The sequence below is a fragment of the Crossiella sp. CA-258035 genome (assembly GCF_030064675.1).
Classification (GTDB): domain Bacteria; phylum Actinomycetota; class Actinomycetes; order Mycobacteriales; family Pseudonocardiaceae; genus Crossiella.
Window position 1 is genome coordinate 4931961 of the sequence record NZ_CP116413.1, and the last position, 21486, is coordinate 4953446.

The 21486-nt window shown below is 72.8% G+C and carries 24 protein-coding genes; 11 read left to right on the forward strand and 13 right to left on the reverse strand.

Annotated features, from left to right (window positions below):
• Positions 1-481: 481 nt before the first annotated feature.
• A complete protein-coding gene (locus tag N8J89_RS22555) occupies positions 482-844 on the forward strand; it encodes a hypothetical protein (protein ID WP_283658977.1) in 363 nt (120 codons plus the stop codon).
• On the opposite strand, the gene N8J89_RS22560 is transcribed toward N8J89_RS22555, so the two are convergent.
• Together N8J89_RS22560 and N8J89_RS22565 are read right to left on the reverse strand one after the other, a co-directional pair.
• Positions 759-1250 carry a GNAT family N-acetyltransferase gene (locus N8J89_RS22560; RefSeq protein WP_283658978.1) on the reverse strand — a complete coding sequence of 164 codons (492 nt, stop codon included), beginning with the start codon at positions 1248-1250 and terminating at the stop codon, positions 759-761. The genes N8J89_RS22555 and N8J89_RS22560 overlap by 86 nt on opposite strands.
• Positions 1247-2194, reverse strand: coding sequence for a bifunctional helix-turn-helix transcriptional regulator/GNAT family N-acetyltransferase (locus N8J89_RS22565; protein ID WP_283658979.1), 948 nt, complete (start codon positions 2192-2194; stop codon positions 1247-1249). Before N8J89_RS22565 ends, N8J89_RS22560 begins: the two co-directional genes overlap by 4 nt.
• Before the next feature lie 119 nt (positions 2195-2313).
• On the opposite strand from N8J89_RS22565, the gene N8J89_RS22570 reads away from it, so the two are divergent.
• From N8J89_RS22570 to N8J89_RS22590, 5 genes are all read left to right on the forward strand, one after another.
• Positions 2314-3360 carry an aldo/keto reductase gene (locus tag N8J89_RS22570; RefSeq protein ID WP_283658980.1) on the forward strand — a complete coding sequence of 349 codons (1047 nt, stop codon included), beginning with the start codon at positions 2314-2316 and terminating at the stop codon, positions 3358-3360.
• Positions 3361-3440: 80 nt separating this feature from the next.
• Positions 3441-4280: a serine hydrolase gene (locus N8J89_RS22575; RefSeq protein WP_283658981.1), complete on the forward strand. Its 840-nt coding sequence runs from the start codon at positions 3441-3443 to the stop codon at positions 4278-4280.
• Positions 4281-4317: 37 nt separating this feature from the next.
• Positions 4318-5820 carry an FAD-dependent oxidoreductase gene (locus tag N8J89_RS22580; protein ID WP_283658982.1) on the forward strand — a complete coding sequence of 501 codons (1503 nt, stop codon included), beginning with the start codon at positions 4318-4320 and terminating at the stop codon, positions 5818-5820.
• A gap of 29 nt (positions 5821-5849) precedes the next feature.
• On the forward strand, positions 5850-7154 hold the full coding sequence (locus N8J89_RS22585) for an NAD(P)/FAD-dependent oxidoreductase (protein ID WP_283658983.1): 1305 nt from the start codon (positions 5850-5852) through the stop codon (positions 7152-7154).
• Positions 7151-8464 carry a cytochrome P450 gene (locus tag N8J89_RS22590; RefSeq protein WP_283658984.1) on the forward strand — a complete coding sequence of 438 codons (1314 nt, stop codon included), beginning with the start codon at positions 7151-7153 and terminating at the stop codon, positions 8462-8464. The genes N8J89_RS22585 and N8J89_RS22590 overlap by 4 nt, the downstream gene beginning before the upstream one ends.
• Here the strand turns inward: N8J89_RS22590 and N8J89_RS22595 are convergent.
• Entirely contained in the window at positions 8448-9086 is a 639-nt protein-coding gene (locus tag N8J89_RS22595; protein WP_283658985.1) for a UdgX family uracil-DNA binding protein, read from the reverse strand. The genes N8J89_RS22590 and N8J89_RS22595 overlap by 17 nt on opposite strands.
• 1 nt (position 9087) lies before the next feature.
• A complete protein-coding gene (locus tag N8J89_RS22600; protein WP_283658986.1) occupies positions 9088-9477 on the reverse strand; it encodes a low affinity iron permease family protein in 390 nt (129 codons plus the stop codon).
• Positions 9478-9579: 102 nt separating this feature from the next.
• Between N8J89_RS22600 and N8J89_RS22605 the strand changes: the two genes are divergently transcribed.
• Positions 9580-10020: a DUF4383 domain-containing protein gene (locus N8J89_RS22605; RefSeq protein WP_283658987.1), complete on the forward strand. Its 441-nt coding sequence runs from the start codon at positions 9580-9582 to the stop codon at positions 10018-10020.
• Positions 10017-11489 carry an aminotransferase class I/II-fold pyridoxal phosphate-dependent enzyme gene (locus N8J89_RS22610; protein ID WP_283658988.1) on the forward strand — a complete coding sequence of 491 codons (1473 nt, stop codon included), beginning with the start codon at positions 10017-10019 and terminating at the stop codon, positions 11487-11489. The genes N8J89_RS22605 and N8J89_RS22610 overlap by 4 nt, the downstream gene beginning before the upstream one ends.
• Here N8J89_RS22610 and N8J89_RS22615 read toward each other — a convergent pair whose 3' ends face one another.
• The gene (locus tag N8J89_RS22615; protein WP_283658989.1) at positions 11490-11939 is read right to left on the reverse strand and encodes a DUF6328 family protein; all 450 of its coding nucleotides are present in this window, start codon (positions 11937-11939) and stop codon (positions 11490-11492) included.
• A gap of 71 nt (positions 11940-12010) precedes the next feature.
• Here N8J89_RS22615 and N8J89_RS22620 point away from each other — a divergent pair, with 71 nt between their 5' ends.
• Positions 12011-12610 carry a flavodoxin family protein gene (locus tag N8J89_RS22620; RefSeq protein WP_283658990.1) on the forward strand — a complete coding sequence of 200 codons (600 nt, stop codon included), beginning with the start codon at positions 12011-12013 and terminating at the stop codon, positions 12608-12610.
• Positions 12611-12613: 3 nt separating this feature from the next.
• Here N8J89_RS22620 and N8J89_RS22625 read toward each other — a convergent pair whose 3' ends face one another.
• The gene (locus N8J89_RS22625) at positions 12614-13969 is read right to left on the reverse strand and encodes an aldehyde dehydrogenase family protein (RefSeq protein ID WP_283658991.1); all 1356 of its coding nucleotides are present in this window, start codon (positions 13967-13969) and stop codon (positions 12614-12616) included.
• 74 nt (positions 13970-14043) lie between these two features.
• Between N8J89_RS22625 and N8J89_RS22630 the strand changes: the two genes are divergently transcribed.
• The gene (locus N8J89_RS22630) at positions 14044-14445 is read left to right on the forward strand and encodes a ChaB family protein (protein WP_283658992.1); all 402 of its coding nucleotides are present in this window, start codon (positions 14044-14046) and stop codon (positions 14443-14445) included.
• Between the two features lie 31 nt (positions 14446-14476).
• Here the strand turns inward: N8J89_RS22630 and N8J89_RS22635 are convergent, their stop codons facing one another.
• Genes N8J89_RS22635 through N8J89_RS22665 form a run of 7 tightly spaced genes read right to left on the reverse strand, consistent with a single transcriptional unit; the run spans position 14477 to position 20831 of the window.
• Positions 14477-15172, reverse strand: a complete 696-nt coding sequence (locus N8J89_RS22635; RefSeq protein WP_283658993.1) for an SDR family oxidoreductase — start codon at positions 15170-15172, stop codon at positions 14477-14479.
• Between the two features lie 12 nt (positions 15173-15184).
• A complete protein-coding gene (gene rfaE2 / locus N8J89_RS22640; protein WP_283658994.1) occupies positions 15185-16507 on the reverse strand; it encodes a D-glycero-beta-D-manno-heptose 1-phosphate adenylyltransferase in 1323 nt (440 codons plus the stop codon).
• Positions 16504-17100 carry a D-sedoheptulose-7-phosphate isomerase gene (locus tag N8J89_RS22645; protein WP_283658995.1) on the reverse strand — a complete coding sequence of 199 codons (597 nt, stop codon included), beginning with the start codon at positions 17098-17100 and terminating at the stop codon, positions 16504-16506. The genes rfaE2 and N8J89_RS22645 overlap by 4 nt, the downstream gene beginning before the upstream one ends.
• Positions 17097-18317: a glycosyltransferase gene (locus tag N8J89_RS22650; RefSeq protein WP_283658996.1), complete on the reverse strand. Its 1221-nt coding sequence runs from the start codon at positions 18315-18317 to the stop codon at positions 17097-17099. Before N8J89_RS22650 ends, N8J89_RS22645 begins: the two co-directional genes overlap by 4 nt.
• Entirely contained in the window at positions 18314-19273 is a 960-nt protein-coding gene (locus N8J89_RS22655; RefSeq protein WP_283658997.1) for a glycosyltransferase, read from the reverse strand. The genes N8J89_RS22650 and N8J89_RS22655 overlap by 4 nt, the downstream gene beginning before the upstream one ends.
• The gene (locus N8J89_RS22660; protein WP_283658998.1) at positions 19270-20286 is read right to left on the reverse strand and encodes a glycosyltransferase family 9 protein; all 1017 of its coding nucleotides are present in this window, start codon (positions 20284-20286) and stop codon (positions 19270-19272) included. Before N8J89_RS22660 ends, N8J89_RS22655 begins: the two co-directional genes overlap by 4 nt.
• Entirely contained in the window at positions 20283-20831 is a 549-nt protein-coding gene (locus N8J89_RS22665) for a D-glycero-alpha-D-manno-heptose-1,7-bisphosphate 7-phosphatase (protein WP_283658999.1), read from the reverse strand. The genes N8J89_RS22660 and N8J89_RS22665 overlap by 4 nt, the downstream gene beginning before the upstream one ends.
• A 134-nt stretch (positions 20832-20965) precedes the next feature.
• On the opposite strand from N8J89_RS22665, the gene N8J89_RS22670 reads away from it, so the two are divergent.
• Positions 20966-21439 (forward strand): SRPBCC family protein, encoded by a 474-nt coding sequence (locus N8J89_RS22670; RefSeq protein ID WP_283659000.1) that lies wholly within the window; start codon positions 20966-20968, stop codon positions 21437-21439.
• The last annotated feature ends 47 nt before the right edge of the window (positions 21440-21486 follow it).

Sequence of the window (21486 nt, forward strand, 5' to 3'; positions counted from 1 at the left end):
AGGGCGGGCGGCCAAGCGAGCGGGCCGCGCGGCAACGCGGCGGCGAAGGGCCACCAGCGGCGAGGCGACGGGGCGACGAAGGGCGACCGGCGGCGAGGCGACGGGGCGGCCGACGGCAGGACGGTCGAGCTGCGAGGCCACGGGGCGGCCAGACGGCGGACAGTCGAGCCACGAGACCACGAAGCCACGAGGCGGCCGGGCGGCGGGACGGTCGAGCTGCGAGGTAACGGGGCGGCTGGACGGCAAGCCGATCGAGCTGCGAGGCCACGGGGCGGCCGGGCTGCGGGACAGTGGCGAGGCTGCGGGATGGCCGGGCCGCGGGCTGGTGATGGGAGGACGGGCGGCGAGGGCCGGGGGACTCAACCCGGCGACTGCCTGGTGGGCGGGCTGCCGGTTGGCGCGATGGCGCTGACTCCACCGCTTTGAGCATTTGCTCAACTTGTGCTTAGAATTGAGCATCCGCTCAACCCTGGGGGTCATCATGGACGTGCTCGCCTGCCGAACCGGTGGAGTGCTCGCGCTGAGTCCGCCGCGCTGGCTGTGGCGGCTGACCGGGCTGGCGATCGTGGTGTCGATGACCGTTGGCGTGTTGATGTCCCTCGCCATTGGTCCGGCCAGCCCGTTCTTCCTCGCGGTCGCGTTGCTGGCCTTTCTGCCGCTGGCCGCGCGGCACACCTGGCTGCTCGGTGGGCTTTGTCTGCTGGTCGGGGCAGTCCAGGTGGTGGTGGGTCTGATTCCCTTCCTGATCCTCTACGCCGTCAGCGGTGGGGTGCTGATCCTGGTGGGGCTGCTGAGTTTCCTGGCGCGGGGACCGGCAGCCGGAACTCCGGGCGGGTCCAGGTGACCCGGGGCGGGCTTGGTGGCAGCAGCTGGACCTGTTGTGCGCCTTGGCGACGGTAGAAGTCGGCGGCCGGCGGGTGGGAGACGATGCGCACCGCGGCCAGGCCCCGCTCCCCCGCCACCGCCAGCATGTGCCGGATCAGGTGTCTGCCCAGGCCGAGGCCTTGCGCGTGGTCGGCGACGAAGAGCAGGTCGAGCTCCGGTGGGTCTGGGATCAGGCGGTAGAAGCCCAGGGGTTCGGTGCCGCGGCGGGCGACGAAGGTGGGTGCGGTGGTCAGGTCTGCTGGGGTGAGCCGGTAGCCGTGCAGGATTGAGGCGTACTCGCCTTGGTAGGCCGAGGAGTTGTGCATCAGGGCGGTCAACTCGTCGGCCTGGCTGGGGTCGGCGGGGTGGATGTCCGGGGCGCTCACCTTGGCAGGGTAGGCGCGCGGACCGGCAGGGGGCGGCTCCAGGTTTGGCCGATGAGGTCCTTGCCGAAGCTGTAGTGGGGTTCTTCGGCGACCAGTTCGAAGCCCGCGGCCTGGTAGATCTTGCGGGCGGCGGTGAGGATGTCGTTGGTCCACAAGGTGATTGACGAGTAGCCCGCTCGTTCGGCGAAGCGCAGGCATTCCTCGACCAGGCGGGAGCCGATGCCCAGGCCGCGGGCGGAGGGTTCGACCAGCAGGAGGCGCAGGCGGGCCGTTTCGGCGTTCTCGGCGACGCAGAAGACGCAGCCGACCGCTTCACCGTCGACCTCGGCGATCCAGGCGGATTCCCTTGCCGGGTCGTGGTTTCCGGCGTAGTCGGCGACGATCCTGGCGACCAGGGTCTCGTAGGTGTGGTCCCAGCCGAACTGTTCGGCGTAGCGGACCGCGTTGCGGTTGATGACCCAGCCGTAGTCGCCGGGGTTCGGGGGGCGCAGGACCACTGTGGGCGGGCGGGAGCGGGTGGGTTCGAGGACCGCGCGGATGGTGTTCATCGCTTCAGTCAGGCGGCGCTGGTCGGGTTCGGCGAGGGTGGCGAGCAGGTCGCGGACCTGGTCGGCGGAGCGGGTGTCCAGGTCGGTGTGCACGGCGCGGCCGCGTTCGGTCAGGCGGAGCACCTGGCGGCGGGCGTCGGCCGGGGACTTCTCCTTGACCAGCAGCCCGTCGGCGGCGAAGCGGGCCACGATCCGGCTCAGGTAGCCGGCGTCCAGGCCCAGGTCGCGGCGCAGGTCGGCGACGTCGGTGGCCTCCTGCTGACCCAGCTCGAAGAGCACCCTGGCCTCGGTGAGGGTGTACGGGGTGCGCAGCAGGCCCTCGTCCAGCACGCCCAGCTGAGCCGTGTAGCACCGGGTGAAGGCCCGGATGGCGGCGATCCGCTGCGTCGTGGTCATCGTTGCCCCAGTCTACTAAGTAATTGACTCAGGCAAACGTATCATGAGGGCTTGACCTGGAGTTCGCTCCAGCACCTAGGGTCCGCCCCGAAGATCACCACTACTGGGGAGCAGGACTTATGCGTTACCGCACGCTTGGCGGCACCGGGATCGAGGTCAGCGTCCACTGCCTGGGCGCGATGATGTTCGGCATGGTCGGCAACACCGACCACGAGGACAGCGCCCGGATCATCCACACCGCGCTGGACGCGGGCATCAACTTCGTCGACACCGCCGACATGTACTCCAGGGGCGAGTCCGAGGAGATCGTCGGCAAGGCCCTCGAAGGCCGTCGCGATGAGGTGGTGCTGGCGACCAAGGTGCACTTCCCGATGGGCGAGGGGCCCAACCGGGGCGGCAACTCCCGGCGCTGGATCACCCGCGCGGTGGAGGACAGCCTGCGGCGGCTGCGCACCGACTGGATCGACCTCTACCAGGTGCACCGGCCCGACCACACCACCGACATCGAGGAGACCCTGGCCGCGCTGACCGACCTGGTCCGCCAGGGCAAGGTGCGCGCCATCGGCTGCTCCTCCTTCCCCGCCCAGGACATCGCCGAGGCCCACCACGTGGCCGAGCGCCGGGGCCTGTACCGCTTCCGCACCGAGCAGCCGCCCTACAACCTGCTCGCCCGCGGCGTGGAGACCCACCAGCTGCCCACCGCGCAGCGCTACGGCATGGGCACGCTGACCTACAGCCCGCTGGCCAACGGCTTCCTCTCCGGCAAGGTCCGCAAGGACCAGCCGGTGGACCTGACCACCGGGCGGCCCGCGCTGACCCCGTTCCGCTTCGACGCCTCGCTGCCGGAGAACGCGGCCAAGTTCGACGCGCTGGAGAAGCTGACCGAGCTGGCCGCGGACCTCGGGGTGCCGCTGGCGCAGCTGGCGGTAGCCTTCCCGGCCGCGCACCCCGCGGTGACCTCGGTGATCATCGGGCCGCGCACCATGGAGCAGCTGACCTCGCTGCTGGCCGGGGTCGAGCTGGAGCTGGACGACGCGACGCTGGACCGGATCGACGAGATCGTGCCGCCGGGCACCGACCTGTACCGGGCGGACGGGGCCTGGCAGCCGCCGTCGCTGGACGCCTCGCGCCGTCGCCGCCCGGCAGGTGAGCGCGCGGCCGCCTGAACGGGCACCGAGGGTGGTCGCTTCAGGAACCCTGTGGTTTCACACTGCAACCACCCTCACCCGATCGGCGTCATTCGGGCATGCGAGTACGACTATGGCTGCCGTTGGGGCTGGTCGCCGTCGTGGCGACGACGGTGGTGCTGACCACCTCCTTCGGCCGGGACCCGTGGCGCACCGACTGCGCCGGGCCGCTGGTCGCGCCCAAGGCGGCCAGCGGTTCGGCCGCGGCGGTGCAGGCGGCGGTGGCGGCCTCGGCCAAGGGCGCCACGGTCGGCTACGAGGTGCTCGACCTGTCCGCCTGCCGGGTGGTGGCCGGGGTGAACTCCCAGCAGCGGTTCGCCGCGGCCTCGGTGGTCAAGCTGCTGATCGCGCTCGACGCGCTGGACCGGCAGGGCGAACAGGCCGAGGACCGGGTGCAGCGGATGCTCTCGGTCAGCGACGACGCCACGGCCAGCGCGCTGTGGACGGCCCACGGCGGGCCGGAGATCGTCAAGCGGGTCGCGGGCAAGCTCAAGCTGGGCGGGGTGCGGCCGCCGGAGCGGGCCGGGCAGTGGGGCGACACCCAGGTCACCGCGCACGACGTGGCGCTGGTCTACCGGCACATCTCGGCCGCGGAGACCAAGGACCGCCGCCGGTTGCTGACCTCGGCGATGGCCGAGGCGCCGCGGGCCGCCGCGGACGGGTTCGACCAGCACTTCGGCATCCCGGACGGGCTGCCGGGCAGCCGGTGGGCGATCAAGCAGGGCTGGGGCAGCAGCGGCGAGCGCACCGTGCTGCACAGCACCGGCCTGGTCGGCGGCGACCGGCAGTACGCGGTGGTGCTGCTGTCCAGCTGGCCGCTGGGCATGGACCGGATGGCCGCGGGCCGGGCGTTGACCGCGGGCGCCGGACGGGTGAGCGAACCCGCCGCGGCGCACTGACCTGGTTGCCCTGCCCGCAGGCGGGTATCTGGGGGCCATGGCCAACGTCTCCTACTGGATCTCCAGCACCCCGGCGGCCGTCGCCGACCGCCCTGAGCTGCCCGAGCAGACCGACGTGGTGGTGCTCGGCGCCGGGATCGCCGGGACCACGACCGCCTACCTGCTCAAGCAGCTGGGCCTACGGGTCGCGCTCATCGAGGCCGGAGACCTGGCCGCGGGAGTCACCGGGCACACCACGGCCAAGGTGACCGTGCAGCACGGGCCGATCCACCAGCGGCTGCGCCGGTCCTTCAACGCCGGGACCGCGACCGCGCACGCCCGCGCGCAGACCGCGGCGCTGGAGTGGCTGGCGGCCACCTCGGCGCGGCTGGGCATCGACTGCGAGCTCACCCGCTGCGCCAACGTGCTCTACACCGAGCAGCCGGGCAGTGTGGCGACGCTGCGCGCGGAGGCCGAGGCGGCGGCCGCGGCCGGGCTGCCCGCGGCCTTCGCCGAGGACACCGACCTGCCGTTCCCGGTGGCCGGCGCGGTGCGGCTGGCCGACCAGGCCAAGTTCCACCCGAGGCGGTGGCTACTCGGGCTGGCCGCGCTGCTGCCCGGCGACGGCTGCTCGGTGCACACCGGGGTGCGGGCGCTGGCGCTGACCGAGGGCGACCCGTGCGTGGTGACCACCACCGAGGGCCGGATCAGGGCCGAGCACGTGGTGGTGGCCACGCACTACCCGATCTTCGACCGGGGCGCGTTCTTCCCGAGGCTGCAACCGCGCCGGGACCTGGTGGTGGCCGGACCGGGCGAGGGCCCGCCGGGGATGTACCTGGATGTGGACTCCGGGCACTCGGTGCGCACCGCGCCGCTGCCCGGCGGCGGGGAGCTGCTCATCGTCGGCGGTGAGGGCCACCTGGTCGACGAGGGGGACAACACCGCGGAGCGGTTCGAGCGGCTGGCCGGGTGGGCGCGGGAACGGCTGGGGCTCACCGAGATCCGCTACCGGTGGATGGCGCACGACCTGTCCACTCCGGACGGTCTGCCCTACATCGGCCGGTTCCACCCGTTCACCAAGAAGGTGTGGGTGGCCACCGGGTTCGGGCACTGGGGCATGACCAACGGGACCCTGGCCGGGCTGATCCTGCGCGACCTGATCTCCGGGGTGGCCAACCCGCACGCCTCGCTGTTCGACCCGCTGCGCACCACCCTGGCCCAGTCCGCGCCGAAGTTCGTCAAGACCAACGCGCACGTGGCCGCCCGGATGGTCGGCGACCGGTTCGCCGCCGCGACCGCGGGCGGGGTGGATCAGCTGGCCGAGGGGCAGGCCGTGGTGACCACGGTCGGCACCAAGGCGGTGGCCGCCTACCGCAAGCCCGGCGGTGAGCTGTGCGCCCTGGGCGCGCGCTGCACTCACCTGGGCTGCCTGGTGGCCTTCAACGACGGCGAGCAGACCTGGGACTGCCCGTGCCACGGCTCCCGGTTCGCCCTGGACGGCTCGGTCATCCAGGGCCCGGCGGTGCGGCCGCTGCCGAAGGTGGACCTCGGGGACGGGTGAAGCCGGCGGCGGCTGGGTATCCGGGGCGGGTGACTGCCACCAGACATCGAGTCGTCATCGTCGGCGGAGGCTTCGGCGGGCTGGCCGCGGCACGGACGCTGCGCAAGTCCGATGTGGACGTCATCCTCATCGACCGGATGAACCACCACCTGTTCCAGCCGCTGCTCTACCAGGTGGCCACCGCGCTGCTCTCCCCCGGCGACATCGCACCCGCGCTGCGGGACGTGCTCCGCTCCCAGCGCAACGCCAGGGTGGTGCTGGGCACCGCGACCGAGCTGGACGCGCAGGCCCGCACGGTGACCGTGGAGCTGCCGGACCGCCGCCAGGAGGTGGTGGCCTACGACAGTCTCGTGGTCGCCGCCGGGTCCGCGGACAGCTACTTCGGCCACGAGGAGTGGCGGGAGGTGGCGCTGCCGATGAAGACCCTCTCCGACGCGGTGCGGCTGCGCTCCCGGCTGCTCACCGCCTTCGAGAACGCGGCCAACGCCCAGGACCCGGCCGAGCGGGCGCGCTGGCTGACCATCGCGATCGTCGGCGCCGGGCCGACCGGGGTGGAGCTGGCCGGACAGGTCGCCGCGATGGCCCGGCGCAGCCTGCGCAACCAGTTCCGCGACATCGACCCGGCCTCGGCCAGGGTGGTGCTGATCGACGCGGTGGACACCGTGCTGCCGCCCTTCGCCGAGCCGCTGCGCGCGCACACCCGCAAGACGCTGGGCAAGCTCGGCGTGGAGGTCCTGCTCAGCAAGATGGTCGCCGACGTGGACCAGGAGGGCGTGTTGTTGCGCGCCAAGGACAAGAGCGAGTCCCGGCTGGCCGCGCGCACGGTGATCTGGGCGGCCGGGGTGAAACCCGCGGCCTTCGCCGACCAGCTGGCCAAGGCCACCGGGGTGGAGACGGACAAGAAGGGCAAGATCAAGGTGCGGCCGGACTGCTCGCTGCCCGGCCACCCCGAGCTCTTCGCCGTCGGCGACCTGGCCAACCTGGACGACCTGCCGGGGCTGGCCGCGCCCGCGATCCAGCAGGGCGAGCACGTCGGCGAGGTGATCAAGGCCAGGCTGGGTGAGCGGACCCCGCCGCCGGCGTTCCGCTACCGGGACCGCGGCACCATGGCCACCGTCTCCCCCGGCGACGCCGTGGCCGATGTGCGCGGGCTGAAGCTGCGCGGGCTGATCGGCAAGGCGGCCTGGCTCGCGGTGCACCTGGCCTTCCTGGTGGGCTGGCGCAACCGGATCGCGGTGCTGGCCGAATGGGGCTGGCTGCTGGCCACCGGCCGCCGCTCCCAGCGGATCATCCTGGAGGCCGCCGACGAGGGCATGGCGCGGGGGAAGCGTTGACCACCACCGAGAAGCGCTCACTGAGCCGACTATCCACTGTGGACACTGCCAAGGTGGTCGCCAACGTGCTGGTGCCCATCCTGGTGCGCGGCGCGGTGATCCGCCGCCCGCGTGCGGCGGCCTGGGCGCAGCGCCTGGACCTGGACCGGCGGGCGGTGCGGCTGCTGACCCGGTTGCGCGAGCGCTACGGCGACGCGCCACTGCGGCTGCGCCTGCCGGGCCGGGACCTGGTGCTGCCACTGGACTCCTCCGACGCGCACGAGGCGCTGGCCCGCTCCCCCGAGCCGTTCAGCCCGGCCAGCCTGGAGAAGCGGCACGCGCTCGGACAGTTCCAGCCCGAGGGCCTGCTGATCTCCCCGGCCGAGCAGCGGGCGCACCGGCGGGAGTTCACCGAGGACGTGCTGGCCACGCCCCATCCGGTGCACCCGCAGGCCGCCGACTTCAGCGCGATCGTGGCGCAGACGGTGAAACCCCTGCTGGCCCAGCCGGAACTGGACTGGCCCGCCTTCACCCGGCAGTGGTGGCGACTGGTCCGCCAGGTGGTGCTGGGCACCGGCGCCGCCGGGGACGACCTGCTCACCGACCGGCTCTTCGCGTTGCGCCGGGCCGGGAACTGGGGCTGGCTGCACCCCAGGGAGACCAAGCACCGGGAGATGTTCCTGCGGCACCTGCGCGGCGTGATCGACCGGGCCCAGCCGGGCAGCCTGGCCGCGCGGATCGCGGAGAACCACCCGGGCCCGGACATCCACCCGGAATCGCAGGTGGCGCACTGGCTGTTCGCCTTCGACGCGGCCGGGATCGCGGTCTTCCGCACCCTGGCGCTGCTGGCCACCCACCCGGAGCAGGAGACCAAGGCGCTGGCCGAGTCCGCCGGGTCCACCCCGGACAGCTTCTGGGAGCTGCCCTACCTGCGCGGCTGCGTGCAGGAGTCGCTGCGGCTGTGGCCGACCACCCCGCTGATCCTGCGCGAGTCCACAGTGGACACCACGCTGGGCGGGCACGAGATCCCCCAGGGCGCCACGGTCATCCTGTTCGCGCCCTACCTGCACCGCAATCCGGCCGGGTTCACCCCGGAGATCTGGCAGGACGGCACCGCGCACTTCCACGGCGCGCTGGTGCCCTTCAGCGACGGCCCCGCGGTCTGCCCCGGCCGCAACCTGGTGCTGCTGCTGACCACCCAGGTGCTGGCCACCCTGCGCCGTGAGCACGAGATCGGGCTGCTGACCAGGGCGCACCTGCGGCCGGGGCGCCGGCTGCCCAGCGTGCTGGACCACTTCGCGCTGCGCTTCGCCCTCACCCGGCGCGGCTGAGCGCGGCCGCGGCCACCTTCAGGTCCTGCACCAGTGCGGCGTAGGCGGCCTCGCGGTCGGGCGCGCGCAGTACCGCGGAGGGGTGCTGGGTAGCCAGAACCCGCGCCGGAAGCGGGAACTCCTCGGGTAGTTCGAGCAGCTCCCCTCGATGCGCGGTGAGCCGGAACGCCGCACCCAGGACCGACTGGGCGGCGGTGGCACCCAGGCACACCACCAGGTCCGGCCGCACCGCGCCCAGCTCGGCCACCAGCCAGGGGCGGCAGGCCACCACCTCGGAACGGTTGGGCTTCTGGTGGATGCGGCGCTTGCCCCGGGCGTCGCGCTGGAACTTGAAGTGCTTGACCGCGTTGGTGACATAGGCCGTGGCGCGGTCGATCCCGGCCTCCACGAGTGCCTTGTCCAGCAGGCGGCCCGCCGGTCCGACGAAGGGTTCGCCGGCCTTGTCCTCCTGGTCGCCGGGCTGTTCGCCGATGAACATCACCCGGCCGTTCTCGGGGCCGTCGCCGAAGACGGCCTGCGTGGCATCACGGTAGAGGTCGCAGCCGCGGCAACCCTGCACCGCGGTGCGCAGTTCGTCGAGTCCGGCGTCCCCGGGTGGGTTGGCGCCAGGGTATTTGGCCATCTCAGCTGCTCTCCCGTTTCTCCAGGCCCACCGCGAGCCGCAACTCCCTGGCATCGTCCGCCTGGTCCTGCCGGTTCATCAGGTCGGAGAGGGCGTCGGCGATCGCGTTGAGCTTCTGCTGGGTGGCCTCATCGGAGCGGGTCTGGGTGTTCTGCAGCAGGGCCACCAGCAGGAAGGTGACGATCGTGGTCAGAGTGTTGATCACCAGCTGCCAGGTGTCCTCGGACTCGAAGAGGAAGTACGACGGAGCCCAGATGACCACCATGGCCAGGCACAGCGCGAAGAACCAGGCCCGCGAGACGAAGGTGTTGACCTTGGTCGCGAACCGGTCGAAGAAGGAGGGGCGCTTGTCCGCCTCGCTGGGCATGACCGCGCCGGCGTGCTCGCTCATGGCCTCGGATTCCCCTACTCGGGTGCCTTCAACCGCCGTTTGCCGCAGGCGGCACCGGGTAGCCGGAGCCATTGGCGCAATCTCCCTCATGAGGTGACAACCATGGCTCAAGCGGTGACCAGCCGGCCGGTGCGCACCGCGGTACAGGCCGCGGCGGTGCTGGTGGCGATCGTGTTCGTGGCCGTCGGCGTGCTCGGCTTCGTCCCGGGGGTGACCACCAACTTCGACGACCTGCTGGTGGCGGGTCACCACTCGCAGGCGTTGCTGCTGGGCGTGTTCGCGGTCTCGGTGCTGCACAACATCGTGCACCTGATCTTCGGCGTGGCCGGGCTGCTGCTGGCCCGCACCCCCGGTGGCGCGCGCGGCTTCCTCATCGGCGGTGGGGTGGTCTACCTGGCGCTGTGGGTCTACGGGCTGGTGGTGGACAAGGACAGCCCGCTGAACTTCGTGCCGCTCAACACCGCCGACGACTGGCTGCACCTGGGCCTGGGGCTGGGCATGATCGCCCTGGGCGCGCTGCTGGCCCCGAAGGCGGTGCGATGAGCAAGCCGGACCACTCCCGCGCGCCGGTCCTGGAGGCGATGGCCGCCCACCGGGAGCGCAACCCGATGACCTTCATCCCGCCCGGCCACAAACAGGGCAGGGGCGTGGATCCCCGGGTCCTGGAGGTGATGGGCCGGGACCTCTTCGCCGCCGACATCATCATGATGAACGGCATCGACGACCGGCGGATGAGCCAGGAGATCCTCACCCAGGCCGAGGAGCTGATGGCCGATGCGGTGGACGCCGACCTGGCCTACTTCTCCACCTGCGGCAGCTCGCTGTCGGTCAAGGCCTGCATCATCACCGTGGCCGGTCCCGGCGAGCAGCTGCTGATCTCGCGCAACGCGCACAAGTCGGTGATCGCCGGGCTGATCATCAGCGGGGTGCGCCCGGTGTGGGTGCACCCGCGCTGGGACCCGGAGTGGCAGCTGGCGCACCCGCCCGGCCCGGAGGCGGTGGCCGAAGCCTTTGGCCAGGCCCCGGATGCCAAGGGCCTGCTGCTGATCACCCCGACCGACTACGGCACCTGCGCGGCGATCAAGGAGACCGCGGACCTGTGCCACGAGCACGGCAAGCCGCTGATCGTGGACGAGGCCTGGGGCGCGCACCTGCCCTTCCACCCCGGCCTGCCCAGCTGGGCGATGGACGCGGGCGCGGACCTGTGCGTGACCAGCGTGCACAAGATGGGCGCCGGGCTGGAACAGGGCTCGGTGTACCACCTGCAGGGCGACCGGGTGGACCCGAAGGTCCTGGCCGCGCGGGCGGACCTGCTGAACACGACCAGCCCGTCGGCGCTGATCTTCGGTGGCCTGGACGGCTGGCGGCGGCAGATGGCCGAGCACGGGCACGCCTTGCTGGACAAGGTGATCACGCTCTCCGCCGAGACCAGGAAACGGCTGGAGGCGTTGCGCGGGGTGCGGGTGATGGGCCGCGCGGAGTTCGTCGGCCCCGGCCGCGCCGACGACCAGGACCCGCTCAAGCTGGTCATCGACCTGCGGGAGCTGGGCATCAGCGGCTACACCGCCTCGGAGTGGTTGCGGGAGAACCGGAACGTGGAGGTCGGGCTGGCCGACCACCGCCGCTTCGCCGCGCAGCTGACCGTGGCCGACGACGAGCGCAGCGCGGACATCCTGGTCTCCTCGGTGCGGGCGCTGGTGGAGGCCAGCGAGGACCTGCCAAGGGCCAAGCCGATCGACCTGCCCGCGCCGGGTGAGCTGGAGCTGGAACAGGTGCAGCTGCCCAGGGACGCCTTCTTCGGGCCGTGCGAGGACGTGCCCGCGGAGAAAGCGGCCGGGCGGATCGCCGCGGAGACGATCAGCCCGTACCCGCCCGGTGTGCCCGCAGTGCTGCCGGGCGAGCGGATCACCCAGGACGTGGTGGACTACCTGCGCACCGGGCTGGACGCGGGCATGTACATCCCGGACTCCGCCGATCCGGAGCTGAAGACCTTTCGGGTGACCGCGCGGTGATCAGCGGTGCCGCAGCGGGATCAGGAACCACAGGGAGCCGAAGCCGATCGCGGCGGCCACGCCGAGTGCGATACCGGCCCAGCCGCCCATGATCATCTCGCCGAGCAGGAGCACCGTGCCGGTCAGCGCGATCGCCAGCGCGGCCAGGCCGAGCACGGTGAACCTGTTGGCGGAGCTGATGATCCGCTCTCGCTTGCCGCGCCGGAACAGCAGCCGGTGCCAGGCGGCGGGTGCGGTCAGTAAAGCGACCGCGGCCCCGGCGAACAGGATGGTGACCAGATGGGTGATCCGGATCTCGGTGCTGACCTCGGTGTAACGCTCGGTGAAAGTGATCGACAGCAGGAACCCGAACAGGATCTGCACGCCGGCCTGGGCCACGCGTAGCTCCTGGAGAAGCTCGTTGAGGTTGCGGTCCAACCGCTCCTCGGGATCAGCCTCCGGCACGCTCATGCCAGGTCAGTACCCGGTTCTTGCATGGGCAAATCCAGGTTTGCCCCGGTCAGGGAGGGTACTCCGGCCGCATGCGAGCTCTTGTCCTCAACTGCACCCTGAAGAAGTCACCGGATACCTCCAACACCGAACTGCTGGCGAACGTGGTGGTCAGCGCGCTGCGGGAGCGGGGCGTCGAGGTCGAGGTGGTGCGGGTGGTCGACCACCGCGTCTCCCCCGGCGTCAAGACCGACATGGGCGGCGACGACGAGTGGCCGGGCATCCACGACAAGCTGCTGGCCGCCGACATCCTGGTGATGGCCACCCCGACCTGGGTGGGCCGCCCCTCCAGCATCGCGCAGCGGGTGCTGGAGCGGATGGACGCCATGATCTCCGAGACCGACGACCAGGAACGGCCGGTGGCCTACAACCGGGTGGCCGGGGTGGTGGTGACCGGCAACGAGGACGGCGCGCACCACGTGATCAGCGAGATCAGCGGCGGGCTGGCCGACATCGGCTACACCATCCCCGGCCAGGCCTGGACCTACTGGAACCGCGGACCCGGTCCTGGACCGTCCTATTCGGACACCGAGGAAGGCCACCAGTGGTCGCACAACACCGCGCGCACCATGGCGGCCAACCTGGTCGCGGTGGCCAACGCGCTGCGGGTGACGCCCATCCCGGCGGGCTGACGCTCACCCCAGCCGCGCGGGCTCGGTGTGCACGACCTTCATGGTGACCAGCTCGTCCAGCAGCTCCGGTCCGTAGCCGAAGCCGTCGCCGCTGGCCCCGCGCGGCTGGGCCGCCCCGCCGGGCGCGCCGCCGAAGACCGCGTTCACCTTCACCGTGCCGACCGGCAGCTCCCGCCAGGCCAGCTGGGCGTTGGCCATGTCCGCGGTGAGCACGGTGGCGGCCAGGCCGTAGCGGTCGCCGGCGGCAAGTCGCACCGCCTCGGTGAAGCTGCTCACCACCCGGATCGGCGCGACGGGGCCGAAGGTCTCCTCGGTGAGCACCGCGAGCTCGTCGGCGCAGCCGGTGAGCACGGTGGCCGGGTAGAACGCGCCGGGTCCCTCGGGCAGCTCACCGCCGGTGAGCAGGGTGGCCCCGGCGTTGACCGCCTCGCTGACGTGGCTGTGCACGTGCTCGCGGTGCCGCCGGTCCACCAGGGGCTGTTCACCAGGCCAGTTCTGGGCCTGTTTGACCAGCTCGTCGTGGAAGCGGTTGGCGAGGTCCCGGTGCAGGTAGATCCGCTCCACCGAGGTGCAGATCTGGCCCTGGTTGGTGAAGGCGCCGATGGCGGCCTGTTCGGCGGCCCAGGCCGGGTCGACGTCCCGGTCCACGATCAGCGCGTCGTTGCCGCCGTTCTCCAGCAGCACCTTGGCTCCGGTGGCCGCGGCCTCGCGGGCGATCACCCGGCCCGCGGCGGTGCCGCCGACGTGGGCGATGACGTCGACCCCGGCGCGCACCAGGGCGGCGCCGGTGGTGGCGTCACCGACCACCGTGGTCAGCACGCCGGCGGGCAGGCAGTCGGCGAGGATGTCGCCGAGCAGGGCGCCGCTGTGCGGGCAGCGTTCGCTGGGCTTGTGCAGCACCGCGTTGCCGGTGGCCAGGCCCGCGCCGAGCAGGCCGCAGGCCACCGCGACCGGGTCGTTCCACGGGGTCAGGGCCAACAGCACGCCGCGGGGCTCGGGCACGGTGAAGTCGGTGGCGCCCCACTGCCCCAGCAGGGTGCGGCCGCCGCGCAGCGGGCCCAGTTCGGCGTACTGCACCAGCGTGGCGGCCCCGGCCTCGATACCGCCGAGGGCCTGCTCCAGCGGGCGGCCGGTCTCGGCGCGCTGCACGGCGGCCAGATCTTCCGCGCGGGCGCGCAGGGCCGCGGCCGCGGTGTGCAGCGCGGCGCCGCGTTCGGCCGGGCTGGTGCGGGCCCAGGCGTGCTGGGCGGTGCGGGCCGCGGCGACCGCCTCGGCGACCTGCTGGGGGTCGGCAGCGGGCAGGGTGCCGACGAGGGAGCCGTCCAAGGGGCTGTGAATGCTCAGCTGGGGCGGGGTCATGCGCCCCGGTTACCCGGCCGCGCGGCTGTTTCACCTGCACGGGGAGGGGAATCCCCAGGGTGGAGGTGATGATCATGCCCGGCAGGCAGGAGCTGCCCAGCACGCTGGAGCGATCGCCGAAGAAGGCCCAGGAGACCTGGATCAAGGCGCACGACTCGGCGGTGCAGACCTACGGCGAGGGAGAGCGAGCGCACCGCACCGCGTTCTCCGCGCTGAAGCACTCCTTCGAGAAGGTCGGCGACCACTGGGAGCCGAAAAAGAAGAAGGGGCCTTCGGACCAGCAGGCCAAGCGCAAGGCCGGTGCGAAGAGCGTGGGCACGCACGAAGGCGTGGATGCCAACGCCAGCAAGGAACACCTGTACGAGGTGGCGAAGAAGCTGGACATCGCCGGCCGGTCCAGCATGTCCAAGCCGCAGCTCATCGAGGCGATCAAGAAGGCCAACAACCGCAAGACCGCCAAGGCCCGGGGCGACTAGACCCCGGGCCTGAGCGAAGGAGGAGGAACCGTCACGGCCAGGACGGTTCCTCCTCGTGGCACACCACCAGTTCGCGCAGCTGGCAGCCCGCAGGCTGGCGCAGCGCGAACAGCACGGTGTCGGCGACCCGTTCCGGCGGGTTGAGCTTGCTGTCATCGGCCGGGCGGTACTGCTCGGTGCGGGAGTCGAAGAACCGGGTGCGCATGCCGCCGGGCACCAGCAGGGTCACCCCGACCTCGCCCGCGGTCTCCATGGCCAGCGCGCGGGTGAAGCCGACCACGCCGAACTTCGAGGCGCAGTAGGCGGTGGCGTCGCCGGCCACCCGCAGGCCGAGGGTGGAGGCCACGGTGACCACCCGGCCCCGGCTCACCTTCAGGTACGGCAGCGCCGCGCGCACCACCGCCGCGGTGCCGAACAGGTTGACCCGCACCACCCGCTCCCAGTCCATTGTGGACACACCGTCGAGCGGGCCGCAGCTGTCGATGCCCGCGGCGGTGACCACCCCGTCCAGACCGCCCGCGCGTTCGGCGAGCTTGGCCACGGCGTCTTCGGCGGCCGCGGTGTCGGTCAGGTCCACGGTCAGGGCGTCCTTGGCCGGGATGTCCGCGGCCGGGGTGTCCTTGTCCAGCACCAGCGCGGTGCCCCCGGCCTCGTGCACGGCACGCACCACGGCCGCGCCGAGCCCGGACGCGCCGCCGGTGACCAGGATGACGCCTACCTCGTTCACGGGTTCTCCCTCTCAGCTCAGTCGGTCCAGGGCGGTCACCAGCCTGCTGGTGGAGCGCCCGGGGTGGTAGGGCACGACCACGGTGCGGCCGCCCCAGCCGCGCAGCAGCCCGGCCTCGGGCAGGGTGTCGGCGTTGTAGTCCGCGCCCTTGACCCAGATGTCGGGGCGCAGCCTGCGCAGCGCGGCCTCCGGGGTGTTCTCCTCGAAGACCACCACGGCGTCCACACTGGAGAGCGCGCGCAGCAGTTCGGCGCGTTCCCTGGCCGGGTTGACCGGGCGGCCGGAGCCCTTGAGGCGGCGCACCGACTCATCGGAGTTCAGGCACACCACCAGGCAGTCGCCGAGACGCCGGGCGGCGGCGAGCATGCGCACGTGCCCGGCGTGCAGCAGGTCGAAGCAGCCGCCAGTGGCCACCACGGTGCCACCCCTGGCCCGCACCGAGCGCAGCAGTCCGTCCACAGTGGACTCCCGCTCCGGCGGTGGTGTGCCGAACCCGGCCGCGCCGCCCCTGGCCAGGAAGTCGGCGGCCTGCTCGACCGCGGCGGCCACCGCCTCGTCCACCGCGGCACCTCGGCGCAGCGCGCAGGCGGCGGTGGCGGCGAAGCGGTCGCCCGCGCCACAGGGGTCCAGCGCGGTGATCTCCGGGGCGGGCACGGCGACCGGGGTGCCGCCGTGCTCCAGCAGCGCGCCCCTGGCGCCGAGGGTGACCACCACCGCACCGGCCCGCCAGCGTTGCCGCAGCAGCGCGGCCGCGGCGTACTCATCCGGCGCGCCGGTGGCGGCCAGGGCCTCGGCCCGGTTGGGGGTGGCCAGGCGGACGCCGGGCACCGGGTCCGGGCCGCGCGGGTGCGGGTCCCAGACCACCGGGATCCGGCTGGCGCGGCTGGTCAGCAGCTCGCGCAGGCGTTCGTCGGCGGCCAGGCCGCGGCCGTAGTCGGAGACCAGCACGGCGGTGGCGTCGGCGACCGCGTCCAGCATCTCCTCGGTGGCTTCCGGGCGGGCGCTGTGGCCGTAGTCCAGGCGGGCCAGGGAGCGGCCGTCGGCGCGCAGCCTGGCTTTCACCGTGGTGGTCCCGGGCAGTTCACCGGCCACTGTGGACACTCCGCCGAGGGCGGCGCGCAGCCGGTCGGCTTCGGCGTCGTTGGCCAGCGCGGTGACCAGGGTGACCGGTTCGCCGTCGGCGGCGGCCAGGCTGGCGGCCAGCGCCGCGCCGCCGGGGCGGTCGCGGCGGTCGTCGAGGTCGAGCACCGGTGCGGGGGCGTCGGGGCAGAGCCGGTCGGCCCGGCCGTCGAGGTCCACGTCCAGCAGCGAGTCGCCGACCACGACCAGGCTCATGACACCCTCCTGCGCGCAAGTGTGTCCATTGTGGACAGTTCGGCTTCGAAGGCGGTGCACAGCAGGTGCACCAGCACCAGCTGGGCCTCCTGCACGTTGGGGCTGGGCCCGTCCAGGGCCAGGGTCTCATCGGCGACCTCGGCCAGCGGGTTGGGCGCGGGGCCGGTGCAGGCCCAGCTGGTGGCGCCGGCCTCGCGGGCGGCTTCGGCGGCGCGCAGCAGGTTGGGGCTGCGGCCGCTGGTGGACAGCAGCACCACGATGTCCAGCGGCCCGGCGTGCGCGCGCACCTGGCGGGCGAAGACCTCCTGGTAGCCGTAGTCGTTGCCGATGGCGGTGACCGAGGAGGACTCCGCGCACAGCGCGATCGCGGAGAAGGGCCTGCGGTCCTCGCGGTAGCGGCCGACCAGCTCGGCGGTGAGGTGCTGGGCCTCGGCCGCCGAACCGCCGTTGCCCGCGGCCAGCAGCCGGTGCCCGCCGCTGAGCCGGTGCGCCAGCACCCGGCCCCAGCGGCGCAGCAGCGGTTCGTGCCGCCGCAGGTTCTCCAGGGTTTGGTGCAGGCCGTCGAGGTGGCCGCCGATCAGCTCACCGCTCATCGCCCCTCCCCCACGACCGCGTCCTCGGCCGCGCCGACCCGGACGATCCGCTGGTAGGCGCGCACGGTGTCGGCGGCGATCCGGTCCCAGCCGTAGCGGGCGGCGACCCGGTCGTTGCCGGCCACCCCGAGGGCCTGGGCGAAGGCGGGGTCGCCGGTGACCTGGCGGATCGCCTTGGCCAGCGCCTCGGGCTCGCGGGGCGGCACCAGCACGCCGGTGACGCCGTCGACCACGGTGTCGGTGAGGCCGCCGACCGCGGTGGCGATCACCGGCCGGGCGCAGCTCATCGCCTCCAGGGGCACGATGCCGAAGGGCTCGTACCAGGGCGCGCAGACCACGGCGTCGGCCGAGCGCAGCAGCGGCGGCATGTCCTTGCGCGCCACCTGTCCCAGCAGCACCACCCGGTCGGCCACGCCGTGCCGTTGCGCGTGCGCGCGCAGCCGCCTGGCCTCGGCGTCGTGGGCCAGGTCGCCCTCGGCGGGGCCGCCGGCGATGACCAGCTCGACGTCGGGGGTGGCCGCCAGCGCGCTGATGATGAGGTCGAAACCCTTGCGCGGCACCAGTCTGCCCACCGAGACCAGGCGTTTGCGGTGGTTGCGCGGGGCGGCCGGGCCGAGCTGGTCGAACAGCTCCAGGTCGACCCCGCAGGGCACCACCGAGATCCGGGCCCTGGGCACGCCGATGCGGACCAGCTCGAAGACCTCGTCGGAGCAGGTGGCGATGACCCGGTCGGCGGCGCGGCCGACCACGCGTTCGATGCCGATGCGTTCCGGCGGGCTGGTGTCGGCGCTGCCCTGGTGGCGGCGCTTGACCACGCCGAGGGCGTGGAAGGTCTGGGCCAGCGGCAGTTTCAGGTCGCGGGCGGCCAGCTCACCGGCCAGCCCGGACATCCAGAAGTGCGCGTGCGCCACCTCGGGCCGCTCGCGGGTCCAGTGTCCGCGCAGCCGCCTGGCGAAGTCGCCCATGTGCGGCAGCAGCTCGTCCTTGGGCAGCTGCCGGGCCGGCCCGGCGTCGATGTGCACCACGGTGTAGCCGGGTTCGACCTCGACCCGCTCGGGCAGGTCCGGAGCGTCGCGGCGGGTGTAGACGCTCACCTCATGTCCGCGCCGGGTCAGTGCGGCCGAGAGCTCGGCCACATGCAGGTTCTGACCGCCCGCGTCGACTTCACCGAGCACGGCCAGCGGACTGGCGTGCTCGGAGATCATGGCGATCTTCATCGGGTCACCTCCGTCAGGATTCGGTCCCAGTGGTCGACGAAGGCCGTCAACCCGTGGTGTGCCAGAACGTGTTCGCGCGCGCCCGCGCCGAGCTCGCGAGCCAGCGCGGGATCGGCGGTCAGCGTGTGCAGCGCTTCGACCAGGTCCTCGACCCTGGTGGAGAGCACCCCCGCGGTGGGTGGCACCGCGCGCGGCGCCTCGGTCACGGCCAGGGCGAGCACCGGCATGCCGAGGTGCATCGCCTCCAGCATCGCCAGGCCGAGTGAGGTCCAGCGGTAGGGGTGCAGGTAGACCCGGCGCCGGGCGAGCTGGGTGTGCAGGTCCGCGGTGGTCAGGTCGCCGCAGGCGGTGAGCCGGTCGGGGCCGAGGCCGAGGTGTTCGCCGAGGCCGTCCAGGCCCATGCCGAAGACGTCCAGGGGCGCGGCGGCGGCGAAGCGGGGCAACAGGTCGGTGCCGGCCACCCGGCCGCGCCGGATGGGTTCGTTGACCACCACCCCGGCGTGCGGCAGCTCGCCGGTGTAGCGGTGGCCGGGGTCGGGCACGCCGTGCTCGATCACCACGGTCGGGGTGGTGCCGCAGTCCCAGACGAGGTCGTTGAAGTGGGTGACGTGCGCCAGCAGCAGTTCCGGGTGGTCGGCCAGCGGGTGCCTGGCCTCGCGCACGGCCATCGGCGGGGTGTTGTGCTCGACATAGATCGCGGGCAGGTCCTTGCCGGGGGTGCGGCCCAGCCAGCGGTGCACCAGCTCGATCTCCTCGGCCCGTTGCAGGACAACGACATCGACCTCGGTGTTGACCAGCTCCTCCACCGGGACCTCGGTGGCGCGCGGCCAGTCCCGCCCGGCCAGGCCGAGTCCCCACTCGCCGCCGACGGGCAGGCGCGGGATGAGGTAGTCGTGCTCCCCGCGGACGAAGGAGTTGAGCCAGCCGCCGTGCACGTGCCAGACCAGCACCCTCACACCGTCACCCCCAGCAGGCTGCGCACCGCCTCGGCCACCGCGGTGGCCGGCACGCCGTCCAGGCACGGGTGACCGGGCACCGGGCACACCCTGGCCCTGCTGTCCCGGCAGGGCGCCCACTGGTCGCCCAGCAGCACGTGCGGACCGTGCGGGGCCCAGCGGATCGCGGGCACCACCGGCGCGAACAGCGAGACCACCGGGGTGCCGACCGCGGCGGCCAGGTGCGCGGGGCCGGTGTTGCCGACCACGACCGCGGCGGCCCGGGCCAGCACGCCGGCGAGCTCGGCGAAGCTGGTGCGCCCGCCCAGGTCCAGCGCGTGCGACCCGGCGACCTCGGCGGTCAGTCCGGTCTCGCCGGGCCCGCCGGTGACCACCACCCGGTGGCCGTCGCGGACCAGCTCGGCCACCGCTTCGGCGCAGCGGCGCGGCGGCCAACTGCGGGCGGGCACCGAGGCGCCGGGGTGCAGCACGACGTAGCCGGGCGGGCCGGTCAGCTCGCCGGTGCCGGGGTAGCCGGTGATCGCGAGCCGCCCGTCATCGCCCGGGGGCAGCGGGAATCCGGCCGCGGCGGCGATGGCCAGCGCGCGGCCGGCCTCCGGCTGGTCCTCGGCCAGGTCCTGCCCGGGGCGCAGGCGGATGTCCAGCAGTGAGCCGGGATAGTCCACCGAGGCGGCGGTGAGGTGCCCGATCCCGGCCAGCCGCAGGGCCAGCGCGGTGGGCAGCGGCGACTGGTGGAAGGAGGTCAGGATGACGCCGCGGTCGCAGCCGAGTCCGCGCACGGTGTCCACCAGCGTGCTGAAGTCCTGCGGGCGCACCGGTTCCGGCTCGGGGTCGATCCACGGGCAGTGCCAGGTGAGCACAGTGGACACTCCCGGCAGCAGCCCGGCGGCCTGGGCGCCGCGCGGTCCGCACAGCAGCGTCACCTCCGCAGTGTGCGCGATCGCCCTGATCGCCGGTCCGGCCAGCAGGACGTCGCCCTCACTGTCCAACCGGCACACCAGCACCCTGCTCATCGCCGGACCTCCGTGGGCAGCACCAGGTCGAGCGCGGCGGTCAGGTCCGGGGCGACCACCGGGGCGTTGCGCACCTCGTGCGCACGGGTGACCGGGGTGGGCACCAGGATCCCGTGCGCGCCTGCGGCTTGCGCGGCCCGCACATCGGACTCGATGTCGCCGATCACCACGGTGGCGCAGGGTGGCACGCCGAGCTCGGCGCAGGCGGCCAGCACCATGCCCGGCCGGGGTTTGCGGCAGCGGCAACCCTCCAGTGGCCCGTGTGGACAGACCTGCCAGGTGTCGAAGGGCCCCAGCAGCTCCACGATCCGCCGGTGCACGGCCGCGACCTGCGCCAGGGACAGCAGTCCTCGTGCGACGCCGGACTGGTTGGTCACCACACCGGTGCGCACGCCCCTGGCGCGCAGCGCGGCCAGTGCCTCGGCGGCGCCGGGCATCGGCGTCACCAACTCGGGATCCCCGTTGTACGGGACATCCCGGACAAGAGTGCCGTCCCGGTCGAAGAGCACCAGACCGGGCCAGGCGGAGTGCACGATTCCGCTCACCTGGCGAGGCTTGCCGAGCGAAGAAGTACTAAACACTTCTCCGAGAACCGCTACTCAGCGTGACATCGGCGGGCGTGTAGGGCGGTCGGACCCGGGTACACCATCCCCGAACCCCCATCTTGTGAGGAGGCGGCGTGACCACGATCGAGAAGTCGGTGGACGTCCAGGTGCCGGTGAGCACCGCGTACAACCAGTGGACCCAGTTCGAGACCTTCCCCCGGTTCATGGAGGGCGTGGAGCGCATCACCCAGGTCACCCCGACCCGGACGCACTGGCAGACCAAGATCGGTGGCGTGGAACGGGAGTTCGACGCCGAGATCACCGAACAACACCCGGATGAGCGAGTGGCGTGGAAGACCATCGACGGCCCGCCGCACGGCGGGGTGGTGACCTTCCACCGGCTCGACGACAAGACCACCAGGGTCAGCCTGCAGATGGAGTACCAGCCGGAGTCGCTGACCGAGAAGGCGGGCGCGGCGCTGGGGGTGGTGGAGCACCGGGTCTCCGGGGACCTGAAGCGGTTCAAGGAGTTCATCGAGCAGCGGGGCGCGGAGACCGGCGCCTGGCGCGGTGATGTGGGCCGTTCGCCGCAGCAGGGCGAGCTGTAACCGGGCGAGCTGCAACCGGACACACGTGAAGGGCCGGGCACCCCAGG

Bases quoted from the DNA above. Each gene is read 5' to 3' on its own strand.
- N8J89_RS22555 (WP_283658977.1), top strand. From the start codon at position 482: ATGGACGTGCTCGCCTGCCGAACCGGTGGAGTGCTCGCGCTGAGTCCG.
- N8J89_RS22565 (WP_283658979.1), bottom strand. From the start codon at position 2,194: ATGACCACGACGCAGCGGATCGCCGCCATCCGGGCCTTCACCCGGTGC.
- N8J89_RS22570 (WP_283658980.1), top strand. From the start codon at position 2,314: ATGCGTTACCGCACGCTTGGCGGCACCGGGATCGAGGTCAGCGTCCAC.
- N8J89_RS22575 (WP_283658981.1), top strand. From the start codon at position 3,441: ATGCGAGTACGACTATGGCTGCCGTTGGGGCTGGTCGCCGTCGTGGCG.
- N8J89_RS22580 (WP_283658982.1), top strand. From the start codon at position 4,318: ATGGCCAACGTCTCCTACTGGATCTCCAGCACCCCGGCGGCCGTCGCC.
- N8J89_RS22595 (WP_283658985.1), bottom strand. From the start codon at position 9,086: ATGGCCAAATACCCTGGCGCCAACCCACCCGGGGACGCCGGACTCGAC.
- N8J89_RS22600 (WP_283658986.1), bottom strand. From the start codon at position 9,477: ATGAGCGAGCACGCCGGCGCGGTCATGCCCAGCGAGGCGGACAAGCGC.
- N8J89_RS22605 (WP_283658987.1), top strand. From the start codon at position 9,580: ATGGCTCAAGCGGTGACCAGCCGGCCGGTGCGCACCGCGGTACAGGCC.
- N8J89_RS22610 (WP_283658988.1), top strand. From the start codon at position 10,017: ATGAGCAAGCCGGACCACTCCCGCGCGCCGGTCCTGGAGGCGATGGCC.
- N8J89_RS22615 (WP_283658989.1), bottom strand. From the start codon at position 11,939: ATGAGCGTGCCGGAGGCTGATCCCGAGGAGCGGTTGGACCGCAACCTC.
- N8J89_RS22620 (WP_283658990.1), top strand. From the start codon at position 12,011: ATGCGAGCTCTTGTCCTCAACTGCACCCTGAAGAAGTCACCGGATACC.
- N8J89_RS22625 (WP_283658991.1), bottom strand. From the start codon at position 13,969: ATGACCCCGCCCCAGCTGAGCATTCACAGCCCCTTGGACGGCTCCCTC.
- N8J89_RS22630 (WP_283658992.1), top strand. From the start codon at position 14,044: ATGCCCGGCAGGCAGGAGCTGCCCAGCACGCTGGAGCGATCGCCGAAG.
- rfaE2 (WP_283658994.1), bottom strand. From the start codon at position 16,507: ATGAGCCTGGTCGTGGTCGGCGACTCGCTGCTGGACGTGGACCTCGAC.
- N8J89_RS22645 (WP_283658995.1), bottom strand. From the start codon at position 17,100: ATGAGCGGTGAGCTGATCGGCGGCCACCTCGACGGCCTGCACCAAACC.
- N8J89_RS22650 (WP_283658996.1), bottom strand. From the start codon at position 18,317: ATGAAGATCGCCATGATCTCCGAGCACGCCAGTCCGCTGGCCGTGCTC.
- N8J89_RS22660 (WP_283658998.1), bottom strand. From the start codon at position 20,286: ATGAGCAGGGTGCTGGTGTGCCGGTTGGACAGTGAGGGCGACGTCCTG.